At 55.8% G+C, this 22,635-nt stretch carries 23 protein-coding genes; 16 read left to right on the forward strand and 7 right to left on the reverse strand.

What is annotated here, in order from left to right; genetic code table 11:
• Positions 1–2 precede the first annotated feature (2 nt).
• Entirely contained in the window at positions 3–257 is a 255-nt protein-coding gene (locus tag ACR0JR_RS14010) for a GlsB/YeaQ/YmgE family stress response membrane protein (RefSeq protein WP_170780789.1), read from the forward strand.
• Positions 258–295: 38 nt separating this feature from the next.
• Here the strand turns inward: ACR0JR_RS14010 and ACR0JR_RS14015 are convergent, their stop codons facing one another.
• On the reverse strand, positions 296–1,135 hold the full coding sequence (locus tag ACR0JR_RS14015) for a universal stress protein (protein ID WP_480456661.1): 840 nt from the start codon (positions 1,133–1,135) through the stop codon (positions 296–298).
• A 193-nt stretch (positions 1,136–1,328) separates the two neighbouring features.
• Between ACR0JR_RS14015 and ccoN the strand changes: the two genes are divergently transcribed.
• The 4 genes from ccoN to ccoP are packed head-to-tail and all read left to right on the forward strand — an operon-like array spanning position 1,329 to position 4,757.
• The gene (gene ccoN / locus ACR0JR_RS14020) at positions 1,329–2,936 is read left to right on the forward strand and encodes a cytochrome-c oxidase, cbb3-type subunit I (RefSeq protein ID WP_480456662.1); all 1,608 of its coding nucleotides are present in this window, start codon (positions 1,329–1,331) and stop codon (positions 2,934–2,936) included.
• Between the two features lie 14 nt (positions 2,937–2,950).
• Positions 2,951–3,679, forward strand: coding sequence for a cytochrome-c oxidase, cbb3-type subunit II (ccoO, locus tag ACR0JR_RS14025; RefSeq protein WP_170476112.1), 729 nt, complete (start codon positions 2,951–2,953; stop codon positions 3,677–3,679).
• Between the two features lie 11 nt (positions 3,680–3,690).
• Positions 3,691–3,897 carry a CcoQ/FixQ family Cbb3-type cytochrome c oxidase assembly chaperone gene (locus ACR0JR_RS14030; RefSeq protein ID WP_010440962.1) on the forward strand — a complete coding sequence of 69 codons (207 nt, stop codon included), beginning with the start codon at positions 3,691–3,693 and terminating at the stop codon, positions 3,895–3,897.
• Entirely contained in the window at positions 3,894–4,757 is an 864-nt protein-coding gene (ccoP, locus tag ACR0JR_RS14035; protein WP_260023225.1) for a cytochrome-c oxidase, cbb3-type subunit III, read from the forward strand. Before ACR0JR_RS14030 ends, ccoP begins: the two co-directional genes overlap by 4 nt.
• Before the next feature lie 152 nt (positions 4,758–4,909).
• Here the strand turns inward: ccoP and ACR0JR_RS14040 are convergent, their stop codons facing one another.
• Positions 4,910–5,068, reverse strand: coding sequence for a hypothetical protein (locus tag ACR0JR_RS14040; protein WP_158005269.1), 159 nt, complete (start codon positions 5,066–5,068; stop codon positions 4,910–4,912).
• A gap of 100 nt (positions 5,069–5,168) precedes the next feature.
• Between ACR0JR_RS14040 and ACR0JR_RS14045 the strand changes: the two genes are divergently transcribed.
• The 7 genes from ACR0JR_RS14045 (at position 5,169) to nusG (ending at position 11,391) form a co-directional block, all read left to right on the forward strand.
• Positions 5,169–6,044, forward strand: a complete 876-nt coding sequence (locus tag ACR0JR_RS14045) for a LysR family transcriptional regulator (protein ID WP_480456663.1) — start codon at positions 5,169–5,171, stop codon at positions 6,042–6,044.
• Positions 6,045–6,146: 102 nt separating this feature from the next.
• Positions 6,147–7,574, forward strand: a complete 1,428-nt coding sequence (gene ccoG, locus ACR0JR_RS14050) for a cytochrome c oxidase accessory protein CcoG (protein WP_480456665.1) — start codon at positions 6,147–6,149, stop codon at positions 7,572–7,574.
• A gap of 2 nt (positions 7,575–7,576) precedes the next feature.
• Positions 7,577–8,035, forward strand: coding sequence for a FixH family protein (locus tag ACR0JR_RS14055; RefSeq protein ID WP_480456666.1), 459 nt, complete (start codon positions 7,577–7,579; stop codon positions 8,033–8,035).
• Positions 8,036–8,039: 4 nt separating this feature from the next.
• Positions 8,040–10,217 (forward strand): heavy metal translocating P-type ATPase, encoded by a 2,178-nt coding sequence (locus ACR0JR_RS14060; RefSeq protein ID WP_480456668.1) that lies wholly within the window; start codon positions 8,040–8,042, stop codon positions 10,215–10,217.
• A gap of 5 nt (positions 10,218–10,222) precedes the next feature.
• Positions 10,223–10,381, forward strand: a complete 159-nt coding sequence (gene ccoS, locus ACR0JR_RS14065) for a cbb3-type cytochrome oxidase assembly protein CcoS (protein WP_010440972.1) — start codon at positions 10,223–10,225, stop codon at positions 10,379–10,381.
• Positions 10,382–10,460: 79 nt separating this feature from the next.
• Positions 10,461–10,658, forward strand: a complete 198-nt coding sequence (gene secE, locus ACR0JR_RS14070) for a preprotein translocase subunit SecE (RefSeq protein WP_010440974.1) — start codon at positions 10,461–10,463, stop codon at positions 10,656–10,658.
• A gap of 199 nt (positions 10,659–10,857) precedes the next feature.
• The gene (gene nusG / locus ACR0JR_RS14075) at positions 10,858–11,391 is read left to right on the forward strand and encodes a transcription termination/antitermination protein NusG (RefSeq protein ID WP_010440977.1); all 534 of its coding nucleotides are present in this window, start codon (positions 10,858–10,860) and stop codon (positions 11,389–11,391) included.
• A 53-nt stretch (positions 11,392–11,444) separates the two neighbouring features.
• Here nusG and ACR0JR_RS14080 read toward each other — a convergent pair whose 3' ends face one another.
• From ACR0JR_RS14080 to ACR0JR_RS14090, 3 genes are all read right to left on the reverse strand, one after another.
• On the reverse strand, positions 11,445–12,626 hold the full coding sequence (locus ACR0JR_RS14080) for an adenylate/guanylate cyclase domain-containing protein (RefSeq protein ID WP_480456669.1): 1,182 nt from the start codon (positions 12,624–12,626) through the stop codon (positions 11,445–11,447).
• Positions 12,627–12,897: 271 nt separating this feature from the next.
• Positions 12,898–13,770: an alpha/beta fold hydrolase gene (locus ACR0JR_RS14085; RefSeq protein WP_480456670.1), complete on the reverse strand. Its 873-nt coding sequence runs from the start codon at positions 13,768–13,770 to the stop codon at positions 12,898–12,900.
• 306 nt (positions 13,771–14,076) lie between these two features.
• Positions 14,077–15,294 (reverse strand): peptidoglycan-binding domain-containing protein, encoded by a 1,218-nt coding sequence (locus ACR0JR_RS14090; RefSeq protein WP_480456671.1) that lies wholly within the window; start codon positions 15,292–15,294, stop codon positions 14,077–14,079.
• Between the two features lie 381 nt (positions 15,295–15,675).
• Here ACR0JR_RS14090 and rplK point away from each other — a divergent pair, with 381 nt between their 5' ends.
• The 4 genes from rplK (at position 15,676) to ACR0JR_RS14110 (ending at position 20,740) form a co-directional block, all read left to right on the forward strand.
• Positions 15,676–16,125: a 50S ribosomal protein L11 gene (gene rplK, locus ACR0JR_RS14095; RefSeq protein WP_010440985.1), complete on the forward strand. Its 450-nt coding sequence runs from the start codon at positions 15,676–15,678 to the stop codon at positions 16,123–16,125.
• A gap of 1 nt (position 16,126) precedes the next feature.
• Complete coding sequence (gene rplA / locus ACR0JR_RS14100) at positions 16,127–16,825, forward strand: 50S ribosomal protein L1 (protein ID WP_010440987.1); 699 nt, start codon at positions 16,127–16,129, stop codon at positions 16,823–16,825.
• A 173-nt stretch (positions 16,826–16,998) separates the two neighbouring features.
• Complete coding sequence (locus ACR0JR_RS14105; protein WP_480456672.1) at positions 16,999–18,639, forward strand: glycosyltransferase family 32 protein; 1,641 nt, start codon at positions 16,999–17,001, stop codon at positions 18,637–18,639.
• Between the two features lie 244 nt (positions 18,640–18,883).
• On the forward strand, positions 18,884–20,740 hold the full coding sequence (locus ACR0JR_RS14110) for an SLC13 family permease (protein ID WP_037321196.1): 1,857 nt from the start codon (positions 18,884–18,886) through the stop codon (positions 20,738–20,740).
• A gap of 9 nt (positions 20,741–20,749) precedes the next feature.
• Here the strand turns inward: ACR0JR_RS14110 and ACR0JR_RS14115 are convergent, their stop codons facing one another.
• Both ACR0JR_RS14115 and ACR0JR_RS14120 read right to left on the reverse strand, forming a co-directional pair.
• Positions 20,750–21,850: a Gfo/Idh/MocA family protein gene (locus ACR0JR_RS14115; RefSeq protein ID WP_480456673.1), complete on the reverse strand. Its 1,101-nt coding sequence runs from the start codon at positions 21,848–21,850 to the stop codon at positions 20,750–20,752.
• A gap of 12 nt (positions 21,851–21,862) precedes the next feature.
• Complete coding sequence (locus ACR0JR_RS14120) at positions 21,863–22,573, reverse strand: GntR family transcriptional regulator (protein ID WP_480456674.1); 711 nt, start codon at positions 22,571–22,573, stop codon at positions 21,863–21,865.
• Positions 22,574–22,635: the final 62 nt, after the last annotated feature.

Raw genomic sequence — 22,635 nt, forward strand, 5'->3', positions numbered from 1 at the left:
CAATGGAATTCAGCGGTGTATTGGCCATGTTGTTCATCGGCGCGATTGCCGGGTGGCTGTCCGGAAAGATCATGGAAGGCCGCGGGTTCGGCTTGATTGGCAACATCATCGTCGGAGTCGTCGGCGCATTTTTGGCCGGCACGATTTTTCCCGCTTTGGGCTTTGGCGTCGGTGGTGGGTTGCTCACTTCGATTTTCTTTGCGACGGCCGGCGCAGTGATTCTTCTGTTCCTAATCGGCCTGATCCGCAAGGCTTGAGAAAAAACCGCCCCGATGGGGCGGTTTTTGCAATTCGATCAATGCGCCAGAAAGACCGGCACTTCGGATTGTTCAAGCATGTTCCGAGTCGCACCGCCCAGAATGGCCTCGCGAAAGCGCGAGTGCCCGTAGGCGCCCATTACGATCATGTCGGCCTCGGTATCGGCAGCGTGACGATTAAGAATATCCGAAACGCGTGTCATGGTTTTGCTCAGCACATCAATCTCGCATTTCACGCCGTGCCGCGCCAACATTTGAGACAACAGCCCACCCGGGTCCGAGCGATCGGGCCCATGACGTGGCGGGTCAATGACGACAATCCGTGTAAGCTCGGCCTGCTTCAGGAAGGGAAGAGCGCAGCGGATGGCGCGCATCGCTTCGATGCTTTCATTCCAGCCTACCATTATGGTTTTGGGTGAGGAGATCGGCTCAATTTCGTCCGGTACCAGTAATACCGGGGCGTGGCCCTCGAACATGGCGGCCTCAACAATCGGTTCGGCCTCGGCGTCGCGATCCTTTCCGTATGGGCGCGGCAATATCACTAGATCTGAAAAACGCGCGCGGCGTGCGACGTGTCGGCCAATATCGGCAATCTGTGCTACCCCATTTTCAGCTGACCAACGCACCCCCGATTTGCCAAGATAGTCCTGAGCATATTTGAGGATTTCATCCGCCTCGGCGTTTGCGCGACTCAGGGTTTCCTGCAGGATCAGTGCATTGGCCCCGGCGTAGTAATACCCGGTCTGACTGCGGTCGACCCCAAGGCACAGCGCTTCGGCATGGGCGTCTTGCCCGTCGGCCAAGGCGATCATCTGTGCCAGAGCCGATTGGGAAATCTTGGTTTCTGTCATGACTGTAAGCAGGGATTTATATGCCATGTCGACCTCATTATTCCGACGCTCCTTAATGCGGAACGTGTGTTTGTCTCTGGAAAATACCTCTCACAGAAAACAGGGGGTTGTCTTGACACAGATCAAAGCAGCACAATTGGCATCACTGCATTACGACACGCAGTCAAAAGGGTTCCGTGTGGCATGAAGAATCGCGCGGGGCATGGCAAAGGGACGCAATATGTCAAATTACATCAAGCTGATCGTGCTTGGGCTGGTTGTGCTGTTCGCAGCCATTGGGTCCAATTATGCACGGGATTTGGCGTATCAGGTGCACGCAATTCTGGTGATGTTCATCGCTGCCGGATTGTTCATTTGGACGCTTAGAAACACCGATGAGCCAGATATTCTTGTAGATCGCTCGGCGGAATATATGGATGGCGTGATCCGCTATGGCGTGATCGCAACCGCCTTTTGGGGTGTAGTCGGGTTCCTTGCGGGGACTTTCATTGCGTTCCAGCTGGCCTTTCCGTCGCTGAACTTCGAATGGGCGCAAGGGTATATGAACTTTGGACGTTTGCGGCCATTACACACGTCGGCGGTTATCTTTGCCTTTGGTGGTAACGCGCTGATCGCAACCTCGTTCTATGTCGTGCAGCGCACAAGTGCCGCACGTCTCTGGGGCGGAAACCTGGCCTGGTTTGTGTTCTGGGGCTATCAGCTGTTTATCGTTCTGGCCGCGACCGGTTACTTGCTGGGTGGAACCCAGTCGAAAGAATATGCGGAACCGGAATGGTATGTCGACCTATGGCTGACCGTTGTCTGGGTTGCTTATCTGGCTGTCTATCTGGGCACGATCATCAAACGGAAAGAACCCCACATCTACGTGGCCAACTGGTTCTATCTGGCATTCATCGTGACCGTCGCCATGCTGCATCTGGTCAATAACATGACCATTCCAGTCAGCATCTGGGGTTCGAAATCGGTCATAGTCTGGTCAGGTGTCCAAGACGCCATGATCCAATGGTGGTATGGCCATAACGCCGTGGGCTTCTTCCTGACCGCAGGCTTCCTGGGCATGATGTACTACTTCATCCCGAAACAAGCCGAGCGTCCAGTGTTCAGCTACAAACTGTCGATCATCCACTTCTGGGCGCTGATCTTCCTGTATATCTGGGCCGGTCCGCACCACCTGCACTATACCGCGCTGCCGGATTGGGCCTCGACGCTGGGCATGGTTTTCTCGGTGATCCTGTGGATGCCTTCTTGGGGTGGCATGATCAACGGTCTGATGACCCTGTCCGGCGCATGGGACAAGCTGCGCACAGACCCTGTGATCCGGATGATGGTCATCTCGGTCGGCTTCTACGGCATGTCCACTTTCGAAGGTCCGATGATGTCGATCCGTGCGGTGAACAGCCTGTCTCACTACACCGACTGGACTATTGGTCACGTGCACTCGGGTGCGCTGGGCTGGAACGGAATGATCACCTTCGGTGCGCTGTACTATCTGGTGCCCGTTCTGTGGAAACGGGACCGCCTGTATTCGCTGCAGATGGTCAGCTGGCATTTCTGGCTCGCCACAATCGGTATCGTACTCTACGCCGCGTCGATGTGGGTCACTGGTATCATGGAAGGTCTGATGTGGCGTGAAGTGGATGCCAACGGCTTCCTGGTGAATTCGTTTGCTGACACCGTGGCTGCCAAGTTCCCGATGTACGTCGTACGTGGATTGGGTGGGGTGATGTTCCTCGCTGGCTCGCTGATCATGTGCTACAACCTGTGGATGACTGTGCGGAAGGCACCGGCCAAAGAGGCCAGCCTGACCGTCGCGGTCCCGGCTGAATAAGGAGGGCCGGAGCAATGGCAATTCTCGACAAACACAAGATCCTCGAGACCAACGCGACCCTCCTGCTGATTTTCAGCTTTCTGGTCGTTACTATCGGTGGCATCGTTCAAATCGCGCCTCTGTTCTATCTTGAGAACACCATCGAGAAGGTGGAGGGCATGCGCCCTTACACTCCTCTGGAACTGGCGGGGCGTGACATCTACATCCGAGAAGGATGCTATGTCTGCCACAGCCAAATGATCCGCCCGATGCGGGACGAGGTCGAACGCTATGGCCACTATTCTCTGGCGGCCGAGTCGATGTATGACCATCCGTTCCAGTGGGGATCGAAGCGTACCGGACCTGATCTGGCACGCGTCGGCGGCCGATACTCGGATCAATGGCAAGTTGATCACCTGCGTGATCCGCAATCGGTGGTCCCGGAATCGGTGATGCCCAAGTATGGTTATCTCGAGCGTCGCAAGATCGACGGTAAGTACATCGGTGATGTCATGGCCGCGAATGCAATGGTCGGCACGCCTTACACCGATGAGATGCTGGAGAACGCGCTGGCAGACTTCCGTGCTCAGGCGGATCCGGACAGCGACTACGACGGTCTTTTGGAGCGCTATGGTGACAAGGTGAACGTGCGCAATTTTGATGGTCAGCCCGAACTAACGGAAACTGACGCGTTGGTCGCCTATCTGCAGATGCTGGGTACATTGGTCGACTTCTCGACGTTTACGCCAGATGCAAGCCGCTAAGGAGGGATAAGATGGAAGAATACACTCTCCTAAGACAGTTTGCGGATAGCTGGATGCTGTTGCTGCTGTTTACGTTCTTTCTGGGCATCGTGATCTGGGTTTTCCGCCCCGGTGCCAGCAAGGAATACAAGGACACGGCCAATATCCCGTTCCGACATGTGGATGCCCCTGCACCTCAGCAAGACAAACCCGCCACATCCAAGGAGGCGCGGCAATGAGCAAGACACCTGAAAAACAGCCGGGCGATCCAAACACCACGGGTCACAGCTGGGACGGTATCGAAGAGTTCGACAACCCGATGCCGCGTTGGTGGCTGTGGACGTTCTATGCGACCATTCTCTGGGGCGTGATCTATACGATCATGTATCCAGCGTGGCCTCTGGTCCAATCGGCAACCGCCGGTGTATTGGGTTGGTCTTCGCGCGAGCTGGTGCAGCAGGAAATGGTCGCTTTTGAAGAAGCGAACGCGCCCTGGAATGCCAAGCTGGTAGAGACGCCGCTGGAAGAGATCTCGGCGGATGCAGAGCTTCAGCAATACGCTGTGAACTCTGGCGGTGCCGTGTTCCGGACCTGGTGCGCGCAATGCCATGGCTCGGGTGCACAAGGCGCGCCGGGCTTCCCGAACCTGCTGGATGACGCCTGGCTGTGGGGCGGTACGCTCGAAGACATCGAGTACACCATCGCCCATGGTATCCGGAACGAGGAAAGCGACGATGCGCGCTATTCTGAGATGCCGGCTTTTGGTGAGATCCTCGAGCAAGACGAGATCACTCAGGTAGTCCAATACGTCATGTCTCTGACAAATGCGCAGACCGACGATGCGGCGGCGCAGGCGGGCAAGGTTGTGTTCGAGGATAACTGTGCATCGTGCCACGGCGAGGATGGTAAAGGCGACGTCACACAAGGTGCGCCAAACCTGACGGACGCGATCTGGCTTTATGGTGGCAGTGAAGAGGCTCTGACTGAAACGGTCACCTACAGCCGCTTTGGTGTGATGCCCCCATGGGAAAATCGTTTGACTGACGCGCAAATCCGCGCCGTTACGTCCTATGTCCACCAGTTGGGTGGTGGTCAGTAGAGGCTAAAAGAACACCTCCGGGCGGTTTTCCGCCCGAAGGCTGAGGCACCGGCTGTTCAATCTGTTCGCGCGTTTCCAGAACAGCCGGTGCCGATTTTCCAAACAATAGGGCCGCGTCAGGCTGCGGTCTAGTGTGGGGATCTAAGACGCCATCAGAGGTTGTTCAGATCCACCCCGCGCGGGCTTTCTCTCCACCAATGACTCTCGGGCAGCCACCGGCGCTTACGGAGACCCGGCTTAGGAGCCTCTCGAATGTGCGGAGCGTCGATGCGGGTCGCGTTCATGAAAGATCGGGCAAATACAGTCAGCATGGCTTGCCTCCTATGTGGCGTTGTTTCTGCCGAATAGATTGACCTTTGACGCCGAAAATGCGACTCAATAACCTTTCCAACATGTAAGTATGGATTACATATGGATTGGCTCAAACTTCCTCCACTTGCCGCGCTGCGCGCTTTTGCTGCCTTTGCTGAGAAGCGCAATGTTGTCGAAGCCGGCGCCGCGCTGAACGTCAGTCATGCCGCTATTAGCCAGCAGTTGCGCGTGCTGGAAAAGTATCTTGGCGCAGCCCTGTTGGATCGCAGCGGCAAAGCCTTGACGCTAACAGTGGACGGAGAGCATCTGGCCCGCGCCCTGCAACTTGGCTTTGGTGCGATCGAGGCTGCGGTCAGCGATCTGGCCAGATCCGGCCTGGATCGCCCAGTTCATGTATCACTGACATCCTCTTTCGCGGCTTCATGGCTGATGCCACGCCTTCCGGCGTTTCGCGAATCCCACCCCGAGGTGAATCTGATCCTCGACCCGTCCGCCGAAGTGGTTGATTTGCGCCCAGGCGGAGTGGACATTGCGATCCGCTACGGCCCCGGAGGCTGGTCGGGAGTTCATTCAGAAATGCTGTTGCAATCGCCGGTGGTGATTGTCGCCGCGCCGAAACTTCTGGGAGGCAAGACGTCATTGACCCCGTCAGAGCTGGCCCAGCTGCCGTGGTTGGAAGAGGTAGGCACCACCGAGGCAACGTCTTGGCTTGCCGAGCACGGCGTCGGTCCAGAACGCGGTGCAGGTCGGACTCAGCTGCCTGGCAATCTGGTTCTGGAAGGATTGCGCGCCGGGCAGGGGGTCACGGTGACCGTGCGACATTTCGTCGAGCAAGACATCAAAGCTGGGCGCATTGTGGAACTCTACGCTGAGCCCGATGCGCGCGGATACCATATTGTGACGGCAAATTCGGCACTTAGACCTGCTGTCAGAACTTTTGCTGGCTGGCTTAGACGTCAGGCACGTGAAACGTGATAAAAGGTATCTGTACGATGCGCGTTTTGACCCATGTCAAAGTCCCTATGCTTGTGATCTGGAAGAACGCACACTCAGAAGAGCCAGTCCCGGAGCCAGCCTGTGAGCGATTCCAACCCGACCCCCAGCCTTTACGCCGCCAGAGAACCAATTTTCCCAAGACGGGTATCCGGTCCATTCCGGAACCTTAAGTGGATCATTATGGCAGTGACACTGGGCATCTACTATGTAACGCCGTGGATCAGATGGGATCGAGGACCAAGCCTTCCTGATCAGGCTGTTTTGCTGGATCTGGCGAACCGACGTTTTTATTTCTTCTGGATCGAAATCTGGCCGCACGAGTTCTATTTCGTTGCCGGGCTTTTAATCATGGCGGGATTGGGGTTGTTTCTTTTTACCTCAGCGCTGGGCCGGGTTTGGTGCGGATATGCTTGCCCTCAGACTGTGTGGACCGACCTCTATATTCTTGTTGAACGCTGGATCGAAGGCGACCGCAATGCGCGTCTGCGCCTGCATCGCCAAAAGAAGCTGGATTTCCGCAAAGCGCGCCTGCGACTGACCAAATGGGTAGTTTGGTTCTTTATCGGGCTGGCAACCGGTGGCGCGTGGGTGTTCTATTTTGCGGATGCCCCAACGCTGGCGCGTGATCTGGTCACCGGCAATGCGCATCCCGTCGCTTACACGACAATGCTGATCCTGACAGGTACAACCTTCTTCTTTGGAGGCTTCGCGCGCGAACAAATCTGTATCTATGCCTGCCCATGGCCACGCATACAGGCCGCGATGATGGACGAGGATACCTTGGTCGTCGGCTACCGTGAATGGCGGGGTGAACCGCGTGGCAAGGGCAAACGCACCGCTGACAGCGAGCTGGGCGATTGCATCGATTGCATGGCTTGCGTCAATGTCTGTCCGGTAGGGATCGATATCCGCGACGGTCAGCAGCTGGAATGCATCACCTGCGCGCTTTGCATTGATGCCTGCGACGACATGATGGCCAAGATCGGCAAGCCACGTGGCCTGATCGATTATATGGCGCTAAGTGACGAAACGCGTGAACGCGAAGGCCATCCGCCCAAGAATGTGTGGAAACACATCCTGCGTCCGCGCACGATCCTTTATACCTCTTTGTGGTCGCTGGTTGGTTTTGCCTTGCTCTTCGCCCTGTTCATCCGGTCGGACATCGACTTGACTGTGGCTCCGGTACGGAACCCGACTTTCGTAACCCTTTCCGATGGTACGATCCGCAATACCTATGACGTACGCCTGCGTAACAAGCATGGCGAGGAACGGGCTTTTAAACTGTCGCTTGCCGGTGATCCGTCGCTGCAGATCGAAATTGAGGGCGTCGAAGGTGACACTGTAAATGTCACGGCAGATACGGCACAATTGACGCGCGTTTATGTTACAGCAGCGAAAGACACCGGGCCCGCAGCGGATGACAGCACATCAGTTCGCATCTGGGTCGAAGATCTGGAAAGTGGTGAGCGCGCATACAAAGACACCACGTTCAATGGGCGAGGAAACTGACAATGGCAGAGCGTCAATTCACTGGCAAACACGCACTGGCGGTATTTGTCGCGGCCTTTGGCGTGATCATCGCGGTAAATCTCGTACTGGCCTATAGCGCGGTAAAGACGTTCCCGGGTTTGGAAGTCAAGAACTCCTACGTTGCCAGCCAGGAGTTCAACGAACGCTTGCAGGAACAGCAGGCGCTGGGCTGGGATATCAGGGCTGAGTTGGTCGGTGGATTGTTGGTATTGCGCATCACCGATCAGACTGGTTCACCAGTTGAGGTGGCAGAATTGCAAGCCGTAGTCGGGCGCGCTACCCACGTCAAAGATGACTTCTCACCTGACTTCACCTTTGACGGTATCACCTATGCCGCCCCAGCTGCGCTGGGTAAAGGAAACTGGAATATTCGCCTTGTGGCTAAAGCGAAAGACGGTGCCGAGTTTGCGCAACGCGTGCCGCTTTATGTGAAGGGTTAGAGGGATGACAGCGCAAGTTACTCCAGCTCGGGCAGCTTGTCCCGGTTGTGTCGCGACCGCGGCGGAACCGGCCCGGCCAATCCCCGAGGACGTGCAAATCGCGCTGTCGCTGCCAGGTATCCATTGCTCGGCCTGTATCTCCACTGTCGAACGCGAGTTGAATGCTCATCCCGGTGTAGAGGGTGCGAGGGTCAATCTGACGCTGAAACGCGCGATGATTAAAGCGACACCCGATACACGTGCGGTTGATCTGATACCAGTGCTGGAACGTGCCGGTTTTGAAGCACACGAACTGGATCCGGGTGCCCTGTCGGCCACGCAATCGGATAAGGCTGGGCGCGATCTTCTGATGCGGCTCGCGGTTGCGGGTTTTGCCTCGATGAATGTGATGCTGTTGTCGGTTTCGGTCTGGTCTGGTGCCACCGATGCGACGCGCGACATGTTCCACTGGATATCGGCAGCGATTGCCTTGCCTGCGATTGCATTTTCGGCCCAACCATTCTTTGCCAACGCCTGGAGCGCGCTGCGCGTGCGCCGGTTGAATATGGATGTGCCGATTGTTTTGGCGATCCTGCTGGCGCTGGTCACCTCGCTTTGGGAAACTGCACTCAGCGGTGAACACGCCTATTTTGATGCGGCCTTGACGCTGACATTCTTCCTGCTGGCGGGCCGGTATCTTGATTATCGCACGCGCGCCGCTGCGCGATCGGCTGCCGAAGAGCTTACAGCGCTGGAAGTCCCCCGCGCCATTCGTCTGGTGGATGGTTCAGAACAGGAGGTCGCCGTCGCTAACCTGCACGTAGGTGATCTGATCTTGGTTCGTCCCGGCGGGCGTATGCCGGTGGATGGCAAAATTACCTCGGGCCGGTCCGAGCTGGACCGATCGCTGCTGACCGGGGAAACCCTTCCTGTCTTTGCCGAAGCTGGGCTAAGTGTCAGCGCAGGCGAGGTCAACCTGACCGGCCCCTTGACCATCCGTGCGACCGCGGTCGGCGAGGATACCTCGCTGCACCGTATGGCCGATCTGGTTGCCATCGCAGAGTCGGGCCGGTCACGCTATACCTCGCTGGCAGACAAGGCGGCCAAGCTTTATGCGCCAGGGGTGCACATCCTTTCGGCGCTCAGCTTTTTAGGATGGTATATCTATTCCGGCGATATTCGCACCGCGCTGAACATCGCAGCGGCGGTTTTGATCATCACGTGCCCCTGCGCATTGGGGCTGGCGGTGCCAGCAGTAACCACAGCGGCTTCGGGCCGGTTATTCCGCAACGGGATGCTGATCAAACACGCCACCGCCCTTGAACGCCTTGCCGAGGTGGACACGGTGGTGTTCGACAAGACCGGTACGCTCACTTCAGGGGCACCCGAGCTGACCAATCTCGGTGATCATTCCCGCGCTGATCTGGAAGTCGCGCTGGCATTGGCTGAGGCCTCTTCCCATCCGCTGTCGATTGCCCTTGCAAAGGCGGCGCGTGGGGCGGGGATAAAGCCTGCGACATTGCGTGATGTGGTTGAGGTGCCGGGCTATGGCACCGAAGGCATGTATCATGAACAGCGCGTCCGGCTGGGTCGTGCTGCCTGGGTCGGAGGCAAAGATTGTGAGCAGACCGCAGCTTGGCTGGCCATAGGGTCGCAAACCCCTTCGCGCTTTACATTTACGGACAGCCTGCGCGCGGGTGCCGCCGAAGCCATCGCCGCGTTTCGAAAGGCGGGAAAAGACGTCATCCTGATATCCGGCGACACGCACCCCGCAGTTCAGGCCTTGGCTGACAAGCTTGGCATCCAGAACTGGATCGCCCAAGCCTTGCCTCAGGACAAAGCCGCCAAGGTGCAGGAACTGAGCGATCAGGGTCGGCGCGTTCTGATGGTCGGCGATGGGCTGAACGATACGGCCGCACTGGCGGCAGCGCATGTATCCATCTCTCCTGCCAGCGCCTTGGATGCCGCGCGGGTGGCGTCGGATATCGTGCTTCTGGGCAACGATCTGTCCCCGATTGCCGAGGCCTGCGAAACTGCTGTCAAGGCGACGCGCCGGATTCGCGAGAACTTCCGCATTGCCACTGTCTATAACGTGATCGCTGTCCCGCTGGCCGTCGCCGGATTGGCAACCCCTCTGATCGCAGCCTTGGCGATGTCGACCTCGTCGATTACGGTGTCACTGAACGCCTTGCGGCTGAGGTAACCCCGATGGAAGTGCTTGCTTATCTGATCCCGATTTCGCTGCTTTTGGGCGCAGTTGGTCTTATCGCCTTTATCTACACCGTGCGCTCGAACCAGTATGAAGATCCCGAAGGTGATGCGCGCCGCATCCTCAGCGACGAATGGGATGACAAGCCCAAGCCCTGACGCGGTGCCAACAGCCCTTGAAATTGCCGCAATGCCCGGCTATGTCCGGCCCATCCGCAAGCAGAGAGATTGTAGCCTCATGGCAACCACAAACCCGATCCAGTTCATTCAGCAGGTCCGAGCCGAAGTTGCAAAGGTCGTCTGGCCGACCCGTCGCGAGGTGCTGTTGACCACGGTCATGGTGTTCATCATGGCAGCGCTGACTGCTGTGTTTTTTGCACTGGTCGATCTGGGCATTCGTGGTGGTCTGCAACTGGTCCTAGGCGCGTTCAGCTAAGCCCGTTCGGGGCGGGTGGAAACGCCATTGCCCCTTGCACAGCGCGCTGTGTCAGAGTAGGTGACACGGAACTATTCGGAATGGGCGTGCGGCGATTCGAGCTGCGCGCCGCTTTTTATTCCGGGTGACGTGATAGAATTTCAATGACGGTGCTTCGCCTGGTTCGAACGCGCCAAAGGCAAACAAGGACGACAGGTTCATGGCGAAACGGTGGTACTCGGTCAGCGTTCTTTCGAATTTCGAAAAGAAGATCGCAGAGCAGATCCGCACGTCGGTGGCTGAACAGGGCCTTGAGGACGATATCGACGAAGTTCTGGTGCCCACCGAAGAGGTGATCGAAGTGCGCCGGGGCAAGAAGGTCACCACCGAACGTCGTTTCATGCCCGGCTATGTGCTGGTGCACATGGAAATGTCGGATCAGGGTTATCACCTTGTGAACTCGATCAACCGCGTCACTGGATTCCTGGGCCCGCAGGGCCGCCCGATGCCGATGCGCGATGCTGAGGTGAACCAGATCCTCAACCGCGTTCAGGAAGGCGAAGAAGCGCCCAAGCTGATGATCACCTTCGAGGTTGGCGAGAAGGTCAAGGTCAACGACGGCCCGTTCGAGGATTTCGACGGCATGGTCGAAGGTGTGGACGACGAGGCGCAGAAGCTGAAGGTGTCGGTCTCGATCTTTGGCCGCGAAACTCCGGTCGAGCTGGACTTCACTCAGGTGACCAAGCAGAGCTGATTGGTTTCTTTGAACCACTGGATGGGGTGCCTTATCGGCACCCTTTTTTGCGTTTACGGGCCACTCACCTGCCAAACGGTTTGATCTTCGCCAAACCCCTTAAGTGACACGGTCCCGACCGGTTCGCAGAGTTTTGGCAAAAACGCAGCGGCGGTTTCGGATAGGACGTGATCACAATTCAGTTCTGTCGCCGCCGACACAAGTCTGGCTGTTAAATTGACATCGGGGCCGATGGCCGTGAAGTCCAGCCGATCACCGCCACCTATATTGCCATAGTGGAAACGACCGTGATGGATTGCAGTCCGTACGCCAAGCTTGTGCTGGAAGTCGGCATTGGTCAGCGACGCCAAACCCTCGCGGACTGCTGTAATGGCGGCTGTGATCTGAGTGCTCGGGGTATGGTCCGAGTTGGTTGGGAAGATGGCAAAAAAGCCGTCGCCCATGAATTTCAGAATCTCTCCTCCCTGATCCATCACCGAAGGAACAAGGCAGTCAAAGCTGTCATTCAGCAGCCTAACCAGTGCATCGCCGGATACAGAATTTGAAAGATGTGTGAATCCCTTGAGGTCAGCAAACAGAATAACGGCATCGATTGTGCTGCCATCACCGCGATGCACCTTGCCATCGAGTATCTGCGCGCCGCTGTTACGGCCAACATAGGTCGATAGCAGGTAAGTCGCGTCGAGTCGCAGCATATATGTCTCGGTCAGGCGCGCGAGCGGACCGCGAACCCGGTTCAGGACTGCCAGATCTCGCTCTGAAAACCCTCCGGGTGTAGCACTTGACCAAGTGCAGACATGGGTATCGCCATTGAGGTAGATCAGCGGCTGCGCCAGGTAGTCCGTGAATCCCTGCTCGCGCAGTTCGCTGACGATAATGTAGTCCTGGGGGCAGTTTGGATCTTCCAGATGGCGACGGATGGATTGCTGACGCTCGATCACGTGTGGCAAGGGGTTATCGGTATAAACAGCCGTAGTAAACAGTTGTGACGGCGCATCGACCCTGTCGACGCCAGCGCCTGCTTTCCACAGGAAACGCCGGCCCATCAGATTGGGGTGCAGCGTCCAAATGAACAAACCGAACCGATCAATGGCCACATCAGCTTCCAGCAGACGCGTGCAGATACCTTCAATAATCTCGACCGCATTTCCAGCTGGTCGGGCTCCGTCAACCATCCACTCGATCAGAGCATCAACCTTGTTCTGTTGCTGGTTCGCTTCGGATGCTGGGGGCAATATAAGCCTCTCGCGATAGAATGCTGGGTCAGGTTCGTTCCGCGTTGGATAAAATTGTGGCGGTCTTAGTCCGAGACCGCAAGTAGCACGCGAAGATGGCGCTGTGACTAATGGAATCGACTATCAGGGACTGGTACGTGATCGAACGGGTCTCAAAATCGATCTTTGACCAAACAACCCAAACATATTTGGGTCTCCGTAGGCTGCCGCGCCTGTTCGGGCTCTGCCTGAAAAAATCAAAAGCGGTGCCCGAGGGCGCCGCCTGTTTCTGCTATCGGTTCAGCCATTCGTTCAGACTGGCAAAAAAGGCATCCTGCTCTTCTATGAATGGGTAATGGGCAGATTCTTCGAAAACCACGACAGTGGCGTTGGGCATCAATGAGCCAATTCTTTCGGCCCCAGGACCGGGAGGCGTAATGCCATCATGCTGACCAGCCATCGCAAGAGTAGGCACAGTCACATCAGGCAGTTTATCCAGCATGTTGAATGTGCCCAGAAGAGGGCCAGCGGCATTCCAGGCCTGATATTCATAGACGGTTCGATCATCCAGATCCGCGCCAGTATCTTCTTGGTATTGCTTGAAGTAGAGCTTCACGACTTCGCCCCAAGTTGACCGCCAATCGTCGTTGTCGGCCATGGGCTGGCTGAACAACTTCCCAAAAGCCGCCATTTGCTCGTCTGGCCCGGAAATCGTTGGCGCATAGTCAAACGCGGGGACCGTATTGATCAATACAAGCCCCTCCAGCCGATCCGGATGTCGAGTGACAAAATCCTGAGCGACAAATCCACCATAGGAATGACCGATCAGCGTGAAATTATCGTGCCCCAGATGATCCATCAGCCCGGCGGCATCTGATACCAGGCGGTCAAAGGTCATTTCAGAATAATCGTCGGGTCTGCCCGAACGACCATTGCCAAAATGGTCATAGTAAATAACCGTATGCGTATCGGACAAGGTATCGAAATAGGGTCTCAGGTAATCATGGCTCAGGCCGAGGCCGCCGTGCATCATCAGAATTGGCGGCCCGTCTCCGACGGTTTCATAATAGATATCAGACCCATTGATCTCGGCGGTTTCTCCGTGCGCGGTGCCGACCGAGGCTGCCAGCACGGCAATTGCCATTGCTCTGCCTGTCGTATTCATCATTGATTTCCCTTTTTCGGGCTGTTGTCGGCCCAGCACTTTGGATGGCCAATCGATAGCACAATATTCCACAAAAGACGCTTGGCTATTTGAAAAGCGGGTGAATGTATCAAAACTCCGCCCCAAGGTACTCCGCGTTGAGCGTAGTTGCGGTCACAATAATTGGGGAGAGGCTCTCATCCCAGATTGAAAGGCGCGCGATCACGAGTTGGGCCATGCTACGCGACCGGAATAAGCGCCGCAACGCAGCTAGCGACGCGGCGCGTTTTGAAACCTACAGGGGCCGATACCGAATTGCGTGTCGTCTTATTGCGATTGGATCATAGCCGCGCGCAAAAGTTGTGGACGGTCGGTCTGGGACGGCAGGAAGACAGCCTGCGAACCGGCATCCAGTGCCGAAAGGCTCGCATCATACCACTGCATCGCAAGATCGCGACGCTCCTGCACGCCAAAGCCCTCGCGCAAGTGATGGCCCACCAACTCTCCATAGGCGGGTTCACCCATCGCAACCAGCATGAGCGCAGAGCCAACGGCAGTATCCATGTTGTCCTGACGGTAGCCCATCGCCAGACAGACCTTGCTCGTCGCAGCGAGATCTGCGGGGCTCAATCCAGAGTCCAGCGCCATTTTGCGAACCTGGGTTTCAGCTTCTGTTTTTGAGCTGATAGACAGAGCGTCAACTTGAGGTGCCAGCATCTCACCATACGAGGCACATTGGGCAGATACCTGATCGGGTGTCAGACCCTGGATATCCTGCATCAGATCCTCACCGCGCGCCATCGCATAGCTGCGGGCAAGGCAAAATTGCTCGCTGAGCGCAAAATCAGGATCAGACATGTTCGACAGAGTCGTATAGCCGCCATTGGTCGAGGTTTGAAGCATCACCCCGCTGCAACGATTTGCCAGCGACGGCCCCCCGGTGCCACCCGAAAACAGGCTCGGCAGGCTCGCAGACGTTGTTTCAGTGGTGTTCGCTGCGGGTTCGGTATCTTGGGGCTTGATAACCGGAATAGCCTGAGCTGGAGCCTGAGGTGCCGCAGCCAGAGAAGATCCTGATTGAACCTGTCGGCGGTACTCCATCAACAGCGGTTGACCCGAGAGCTGCGTGGCTGCCTGTCCACCGCTTGTCGCCCAGTAATAAGCCTGCTGCAGGAAGTCATATTGATAAGGCTGAAAGTCATGCCCATTTACGGGATAACCCATTGAGGCCTGATAACGTTCGATGGCGGAGCGCGTGCCACGCCCGACCTGACCGTCAACACGACCGGCATTGTAGCCAAAGTAATTCAGTGCCGTTTGGGTTTGCGCCCCTTGAGTGGTGGATGGGATACCTTGCCGGTAGGTTCGGGTCGCTGTCGATGACTGTGTCTTCTTTTTTTGCTGATCTTTGCCAATAAGATATCCAGCGACCCCTCCGACGACAGCACCGCCGATGAAATCCCCAGCGTCAGCGCGCGCATTCTGAGGGGCTATTGCTGCAATAGATATAGCGATACCCAACGATAGAATAAAACGAACGATCATAATTAACCTCCACTCAAAAATCACTAATTTCGCTGAGTATATCACAGCTAAGCACGCGCGGGTGAAACCGGCGACAATTGGCTGCTTGTGCGCGGAGTATCTGGAATTTCTGTCGAGCTATGGGATAGTTAGCTGTTCACGCGACGTTGGTGGCGAGGCCGCTCATCCATGGAACTCACTCTCGATGCTGCGAAGCGCGATTCGATATGGTCCAATTGGTCGTCGGCCACTTGCCAACGTCTTCGTTCCACTGTAAACGCCGCCACTATCGTCTTCGGGCGAGATTCTCTCGTGGGAGGTTACTGAGATCGCGATCTTGGACCGGACCACGCAACATAATCTGGGTGGGACGCGTCCTGCCTAAGTTGAAAGGAAAACCAAATGGCCAAGAAGCTTGCTGGTACAATGAAACTGCAGGTTCCTGCAGGTCAGGCGAACCCGTCGCCGCCAGTTGGTCCGGCGCTGGGTCAGCGCGGCATCAACATCATGGAATTCTGCAAGGCGTTCAACGCCAAGACCGCAGACATGGAGCCCGGCGCTCCGTGCCCGACCGTGATCACCTACTATCAGGACAAGTCCTTCACCATGGACATCAAGACGCCGCCTGCGTCTTATTACCTGAAAAAAGCGGCTGGTCTGAAACCGGTTGGCAAGCGTAACCGCCCCCGCGGTGCGGAAAACCCAGGTCGCGAGACCGTGGCAACCGTGACCTCGAAGCAGGTTCGCGAAATCGCCGAAGCCAAAATGAAAGATCTGAACGCCAACGACGTGGAAGGCGCAATGCAGATCATCCTGGGCTCGGCCCGCTCTATGGGCATCGAGGTGAAGTAAGATGGCAAAACTCGGTAAACGTACCCGCGCCGCGCGCGAAGCTGTCGCTGGCAAGGAAAACCTGTCGGTTGAAGAAGCTGTTTCCCTGGTCAAAGGCAACGCAACTTCGAAATTCGATGAGACCATCGAGATCGCTCTGAACCTGGGCGTTGACACCCGTCACGCAGACCAGATGGTTCGCGGCGTTGTTGGCCTGCCGAACGGCACCGGTAAAGCGATGCGCGTTGCTGTTTTCGCTCGCGGCCCGAAAGCTGACGAAGCAAAAGAAGCTGGCGCAGATATCGTTGGCGCAGAGGACCTGATGGAAACCATTCAGGGCGGCACCATCGAATTCGATCGCTGCATTGCAACTCCGGACATGATGCCGATCGTCGGCCGTCTGGGTAAGGTTCTGGGGCCCCGCAACCTGATGCCGAACCCCAAGGTTGGCACCGTAACCATGGACGTGAAAGCGGCCGTGGAAGCAGCCAAAGGTGGTGAAGTTCAGTTCAAGGCGGAAAAAGGTGGCGTTGTGCACGCCGGTGTTGGCAAAGCGTCGTTTGACGAAGCCAAGCTGGTGGAAAACGTCCGCGCCTTCATCTCGGCTGTGGCCAAAGCCAAGCCGTCGGGCGCCAAAGGTACATACATGAAGAAAATCGCACTGAGCTCGACGATGGGCCCGGGTGTAACTTTGGACGTGGCGGCTGCTGCGGGCGAATAAGTTCTTCGAAATACTCTCAGAAAACCCGGCCAACAGGTGTTGGTCGGTTTTTTTTTGTTCCGCGTTGCCGCTGCATTGATGTCACAAATAGTGCCGACAAGTTGGGAGATGGTTTCGCTATTAGACATTTGCGCTAGAAAAGGTCCAAATTTCGGTTCTATCAAGAGCGTTCCATGCGTCCGAGCAAATCTCCAAAAGAATTGCGGCAGTTAAAGCGTCAGATCGTCCAGTATCGGAGGGACATAGGTAACCAACTATTTAAGGAAAGTGGTGGATACGTCATGGGCGGCTGCCTCCGCGGTTTCCGGTTGCTTGAAGAAAGCAGTTGGGGGCAAGCAGATTTGTTCACGAAATTGCTGGGGATCTACGAACAACAAAATCAACCTATTTTCGTGGAAAGCACAAAGCCGATACTCGTCGATCTTGGGGCGGCAGATGGCTATTGGGGCGTTGGTTTGGTGCAAGCGGGCCATTTCGAGCGAAGCCTATGTTTCGAACAAAGACGCAAAGCTCGACAGATCATCCGTAAGACCCTGCACGTGAATAGTGTTCGCGACAGGGTCGAGATTGCTACCACCGCTACGGAAACGTCAATTCGCGAACTGGTGTCTAGTAGGTATCAGCCTCAGGATTTGTTTTTCTTGATTGATATCGAAGGCGGTGAGTTCGAACTTTTAACCTTCGAATTTCTTAGTGAATTCAAGTCTTCAGAGTTTCTGATCGAGTTGCACTCCAGTGGTGTTTGGTTGGGCAACGAAAAAGAAGAAAGGCTAATTCGCGACGCACAGGTCTTATTTGATGTCGAATTGGTTGACGATACAAAACGCGATCTTTTGCAGCTTCGGAATGAGTTGCAAATGCCAGACGATTTGACTTGGGTGCTTGCATCCGAGGGACGTAGATACCCAATGCGTTGGCTGCACTTAAAGCCAAAGAGAGAACCAAAGAATGCCGCGTTGCCCAAGAAGCGAAGCGAGCAAGAGAAGGACCAAAAATTTGGGACACTCTGGATGGGGGGAGAGCCGGGAAAACTGGAACGTGCTTGCCTCAATTCCATGAAGGACTTTGGTTATAATCCTATTGTCTTTTCTTACGAGCCGATCCGAAACCTGCCAGAAGGGGTGGAGTATTTTGATGCGAGAGAAATATATGAGCCAGGCAGGGTCATTCGGCATGTAAGGCACAAAAGCCCGGCGATACACGCAGACATATTCAGGTATCATTTGATTAGTAAGACCGGCATGATCTGGCTCGATACCGATATGTACATGGTCGCTTCGGCCGAGAGGCTCATGGCTTCGGCTGAATCTCGTGCAGGTTTTTGTGTTGGCTGTGTTTTGCCGGATCTTCCACGGCATCAAACGTATCATTCACTCGTGAATAATGCGGTTTTTGGGCTTCCGGCGCATAGTAAATCGCTTGCCCTGTTGGGAGAGGTGTTTGAGGAGGACCAGTTGGCCTCTGAGGCCTGGAAGGATTCGCCAGCACTTTTGGGATTGAACGCGGCGGTTGAGTCGCAACGCGAGAAACCTTTTGGGCGCTTGCGTTGGGGGTCAACTGGCCCAAGAGCTTTGACAACTGCATTGAATATGTCAGGCGAACGCAAATACGCTCATGACAGCACCGCATTTTACCATATTTCCAGTCGAGAAATACCTGCGTTGTTTCAAGCAGGAACCCGGCTTTCAGATTTTGTGACACCCACCACATTTGGGTTCCATTTGTGGGGGCGAGATTTCCGCGCTGCTTTGGCCGAGCTTGATCCAAATGCTCAACAGTGCGCTGCCCGCGACATACTGGAGTCAGCTGTTTGACGGAACGATTAGCGACCATCCACGCTATTCTACAAAATGGCGATCTGTCTGTGGCGCTAATTGCGGGATGTTTGTTATGTTTAGATCTTTCGATATGGAGGCGGGTACAACCTGATAATGGTTTTGATTTTGCACCACGATCACAAAAACCATGACAGACACCGGGCAATTGCCTAGAAATGCTAATTAAGTTTACGATTGAAGCCCGGTGACCCCTGTGGAGCAATTGGCATTTACCTATGAGATGGCCGTGGTGTCGGGGCTTTTGGCGTTCACTGTTTTCCTGTTTGTGTCTGAAATCGTCCGGATCGATCTTTCCGCTATTCTCGTTTTGGTCATTGTTGGTCTGCTGAGTTATGCGCCCGGCCTTGAGAATCTGGCAGATGTACCGCATCTGTTTGACGGATTTGCGTCGAATGCGGTCATTTCGATCATTGCAGTAATGATCGTTGGTGCGGGGCTGGACAAGACAGGGCTGATGAACAAAGTCGCCTCTGTTATCCTGAAATATGGTGGCAAGTCGGAAGGACGGGTTCTACCCATCATTTCAGGCACCGTCGGTGTCATCTCGTCATTCATGCAGAATGTCGGTGCCGCGGCTTTGTTCCTTCCTGTGGTTAGCCGGATCTCATCTCGATCAGGGATCCCGCTGTCGCGATTGCTAATGCCGATGGGGTTTTGCGCCATATTGGGTGGCACAATGACTATGGTGGGCTCTTCTCCGCTGATCCTTCTGAATGATCTGATCCAAACTGCGAATGAAGGTTTGCCTGAAGCACAGCGTATGGAGCCTTTTGGGTTGTTCTCGGTCACACCCATAGGTGCGGTGCTGATTTTGACGGGTATCGCGTATTTCCTGTTGCTTGGGCGATGGGTTTTGCCGGGCGATTCAGGTTCTGAAAGCACCGGTACCGGGCGCGGGACGCAGGAATATCTTCAGCGGGTTTATGGGCTGAAAGCCGACGTGTTTGAGGTTGTTGTACCGGCCGACAGCCCTCTGGTTGGGCAAATTCTGGCCGACATCAACTTTGAAAATCACCTCTATATCATCTCGACCTTTTATCGCGGCAAGACCTCGATGGTTCAGGTGCTGACAGCCGAGATCGCCGCGCCATGCCGATTGGCGATTGTGGGGCGGCGTTGGGTTGTCGAAGAATTTGCTGAAAAGTACGGGCTGACCGTTCTGCCGGATCTGGATGTATTTGTCGAAGAGTTTGCACCCACAAATGCCGGGGTCGCAGAGGTGGTCGTGACGCCCGAGAGCAAGCTGATCGGCAAATGCCCGAGGGAGTTGCTGTTTCGGAAAACTTACGGAATGTCTCTGCTCGCCATCCATCGGGGGGAGGAAACGCTAAGCCATGTCGAAACAGAGACACACGAATCCACGCAAATCGGTCTTGAGAAGTTCAAGGCCGGTGACATGTTGGTTGCCCATACCCGTTGGGACAACCTGATGCGGATCAAGCGTGACCCGGATTTTGTTGTGGTCACGTCTGATTTCCCGCAAGACGAATTACGCCCGCAAAAGGTTGGCTGGGCGCTTTTGTTTTTCGTGATCTCTTTATCGCTAATTCTATTCACAGATGTGCGGTTGTCGCTTTGCCTGCTGACGGGTGCTGCGGGTATGATGCTGACCCGCGTGTTGAGCGTGGACGAGGCCTACCGCGCGGTCGGGTGGAACACGGTCTTTCTCTTGGCCTGCCTGATCCCATTGGGGCAAGCGGTGCAGAATACGGGAACTGCAGCATGGATTGCGCAACAGATCATGATCATCCTGGACGGATGGCCAATCTGGGCGCTTCAGGCCGGAGTTGCCATTCTGGCGACAGCGTTTTCGCTGGTGATGTCGAATGTCGGGGCCACCGTTCTGCTGGTGCCCCTTGCGGTTTCAATCGCGGTTGCCGCCGGTGGCAACCCCGCTGTCTTTGCGTTAACCGTCGCGATTTCGACCTCGAACAGTTTCATTATCCCGACCCACCAGGTCAACGCGCTGATCATGGGGCCCGCAGGGTACAAGGTTATGGATTTCGTGCGTTCCGGCGGCGTCATGACGATCATATTTCTGATCGTCTCGCTGTTGATGCTGAACGTGATCTTCTAACCCTGATGACTATCCAGACAGGTTGATTGTTTGGCCCTGTTCGGATGCTTGCTGCGCCGCAAGACCGATGCGTACGGCCCAAATCCCATCACCCAGAGAGACCTCGGGTTTGGCGCGCTCACCCCGGATCAACTCCAGAAAACCTTTGTGCTGATAATAAGTCGAGCCATTGTGGTCGCCAGCCGCCAATAACTCGGGATCAACCGGGATCTCTCTCTGGATTGGACCTTTCGGTGCGCGGGGGCTGATGATCAGCTGTGGTACCGGAGCGTCGCCCAGATGTTCGGGCCAGAACCGGCCCGGGCCGGGCACAAGCGCTTCGATCTTAGCATTGGGCCCAATGGCCGAGATTTCTTCCTGATACCGCGACCCCTCGGCGAACATGCAAAGCTCGAGCATCGCGCGCGCGCCTGAGGCGAAATCGAGAATGACATAGCCGTGGTCCAGAATATCCGGAGTATCGCCGTTATAGTCTTCGTCCAAGTGATTGACGGCCTGGCCACCGCTTGCCGAAACCCGAACCGGATCTGATTGCAGGATCAGGCGCATGAGATCGAAGAAGTGGCAACACTTTTCAACGAACGTACCGCCGGTGTTGCGGTTGAACCGGTTCCAGTTGTCGACCTTTTCAAGAAACGGGAAACGGTGTTCGCGGATCGAGAGCATTTTGATCTCACCACTGGCGGTCGCTGCTTCCTCGATCAGCGCTGCGATAGGGGGCATATAGCGATATTCCATCGCTACCCAGATCGGGTGAGGGTAAATGCGTTCCAGTTTCTCAAGCCGGGCAAGATCGGCGGGGTCGGTGAATAACGGTTTCTCGATCAACAGGGGCAGAGGGCGGGTTTCCGCAATCTCGACCAGTTGATCGACATGCAGGTGGTTGGGGCTGGCGATGACCAGACAGTCCAAATCACTGACCGCCAGAAGATCCTGAATGGAAGACACCATCTTCGCATTGGGCTCAATCGCCTGCGTCTTTTGCGCCATCTCCGGGTCAGGTTCGAAGATTGCGGCGACGCGTGTGCCCTCAAGCAGAGCAATGTTGTGCAGGTGTTCCTGCCCCATCATGCCGCATCCGATCAGCCCGTAGTTGGTGGTCCGGGTCATGCGCAGTTCCTTTTACTTCAGGCGTTGAACGTATTTGGCCCGATCCGGATCGAACCATGTTTTAGAAAACTCGACAGGTTTGGCTTTCTCAGACCAGCTGAACCGTTCGATGTAACCGACCTTGTGTCCGGCAGATTTGGTGAAGCCTTCAGGCGTCCAGTCGGGCAATGAACCGATGGAAACGCGATCCTCAGCCCGTGTAATCCAGAAGCCAAGCTGTTGCTGGTAATAGCGATAAAGTGAGTCGGACAGCAGGTTCTGGTCGATGGTCCCAGCCGATTCGTCCAGCCAGATTTCCTCGATCGCGATGATTGTGTCATTCAAATAGCGCATCCGGCGCACCCGCGAACCGTGATCAGACAGGCCGAATTCCGGCAGGTCTGCGGGCTTTTGCAGATGATCAACCGATAGGATATCAGCGCGCGGCAACCCGCCGCCTTCGGGTAATTCCAGCCGGAACATCGCATAGACGCTGTTCTGCGTTCCAGTCTCGCGGATGTAATTGCCCGAACCTTGAATACGCTCCAGCATGCCTTTTTTCTCAAGCTCGGCTAGGGATTTTCGCAAGGTCCCGACCGAGACATTCAGGTTCGAAGCCATGTCTCGTTCGGGCGGAAGACGCTCACCATCAATCAGGCGACCCGCCGCGATATCTCGGATCAGCAGCTCTGAGATCTGGACATAGATCGGCAGGGCATTTGGGTTGCGGCTGTTGGAGGACATTAAGGGCGCTTCACTCGGTCGCAGGAAAAATTGATATACTATTGATCTACATCAATGCGCTT

This window comes from Ruegeria sp. AA3 (assembly GCF_056542905.1).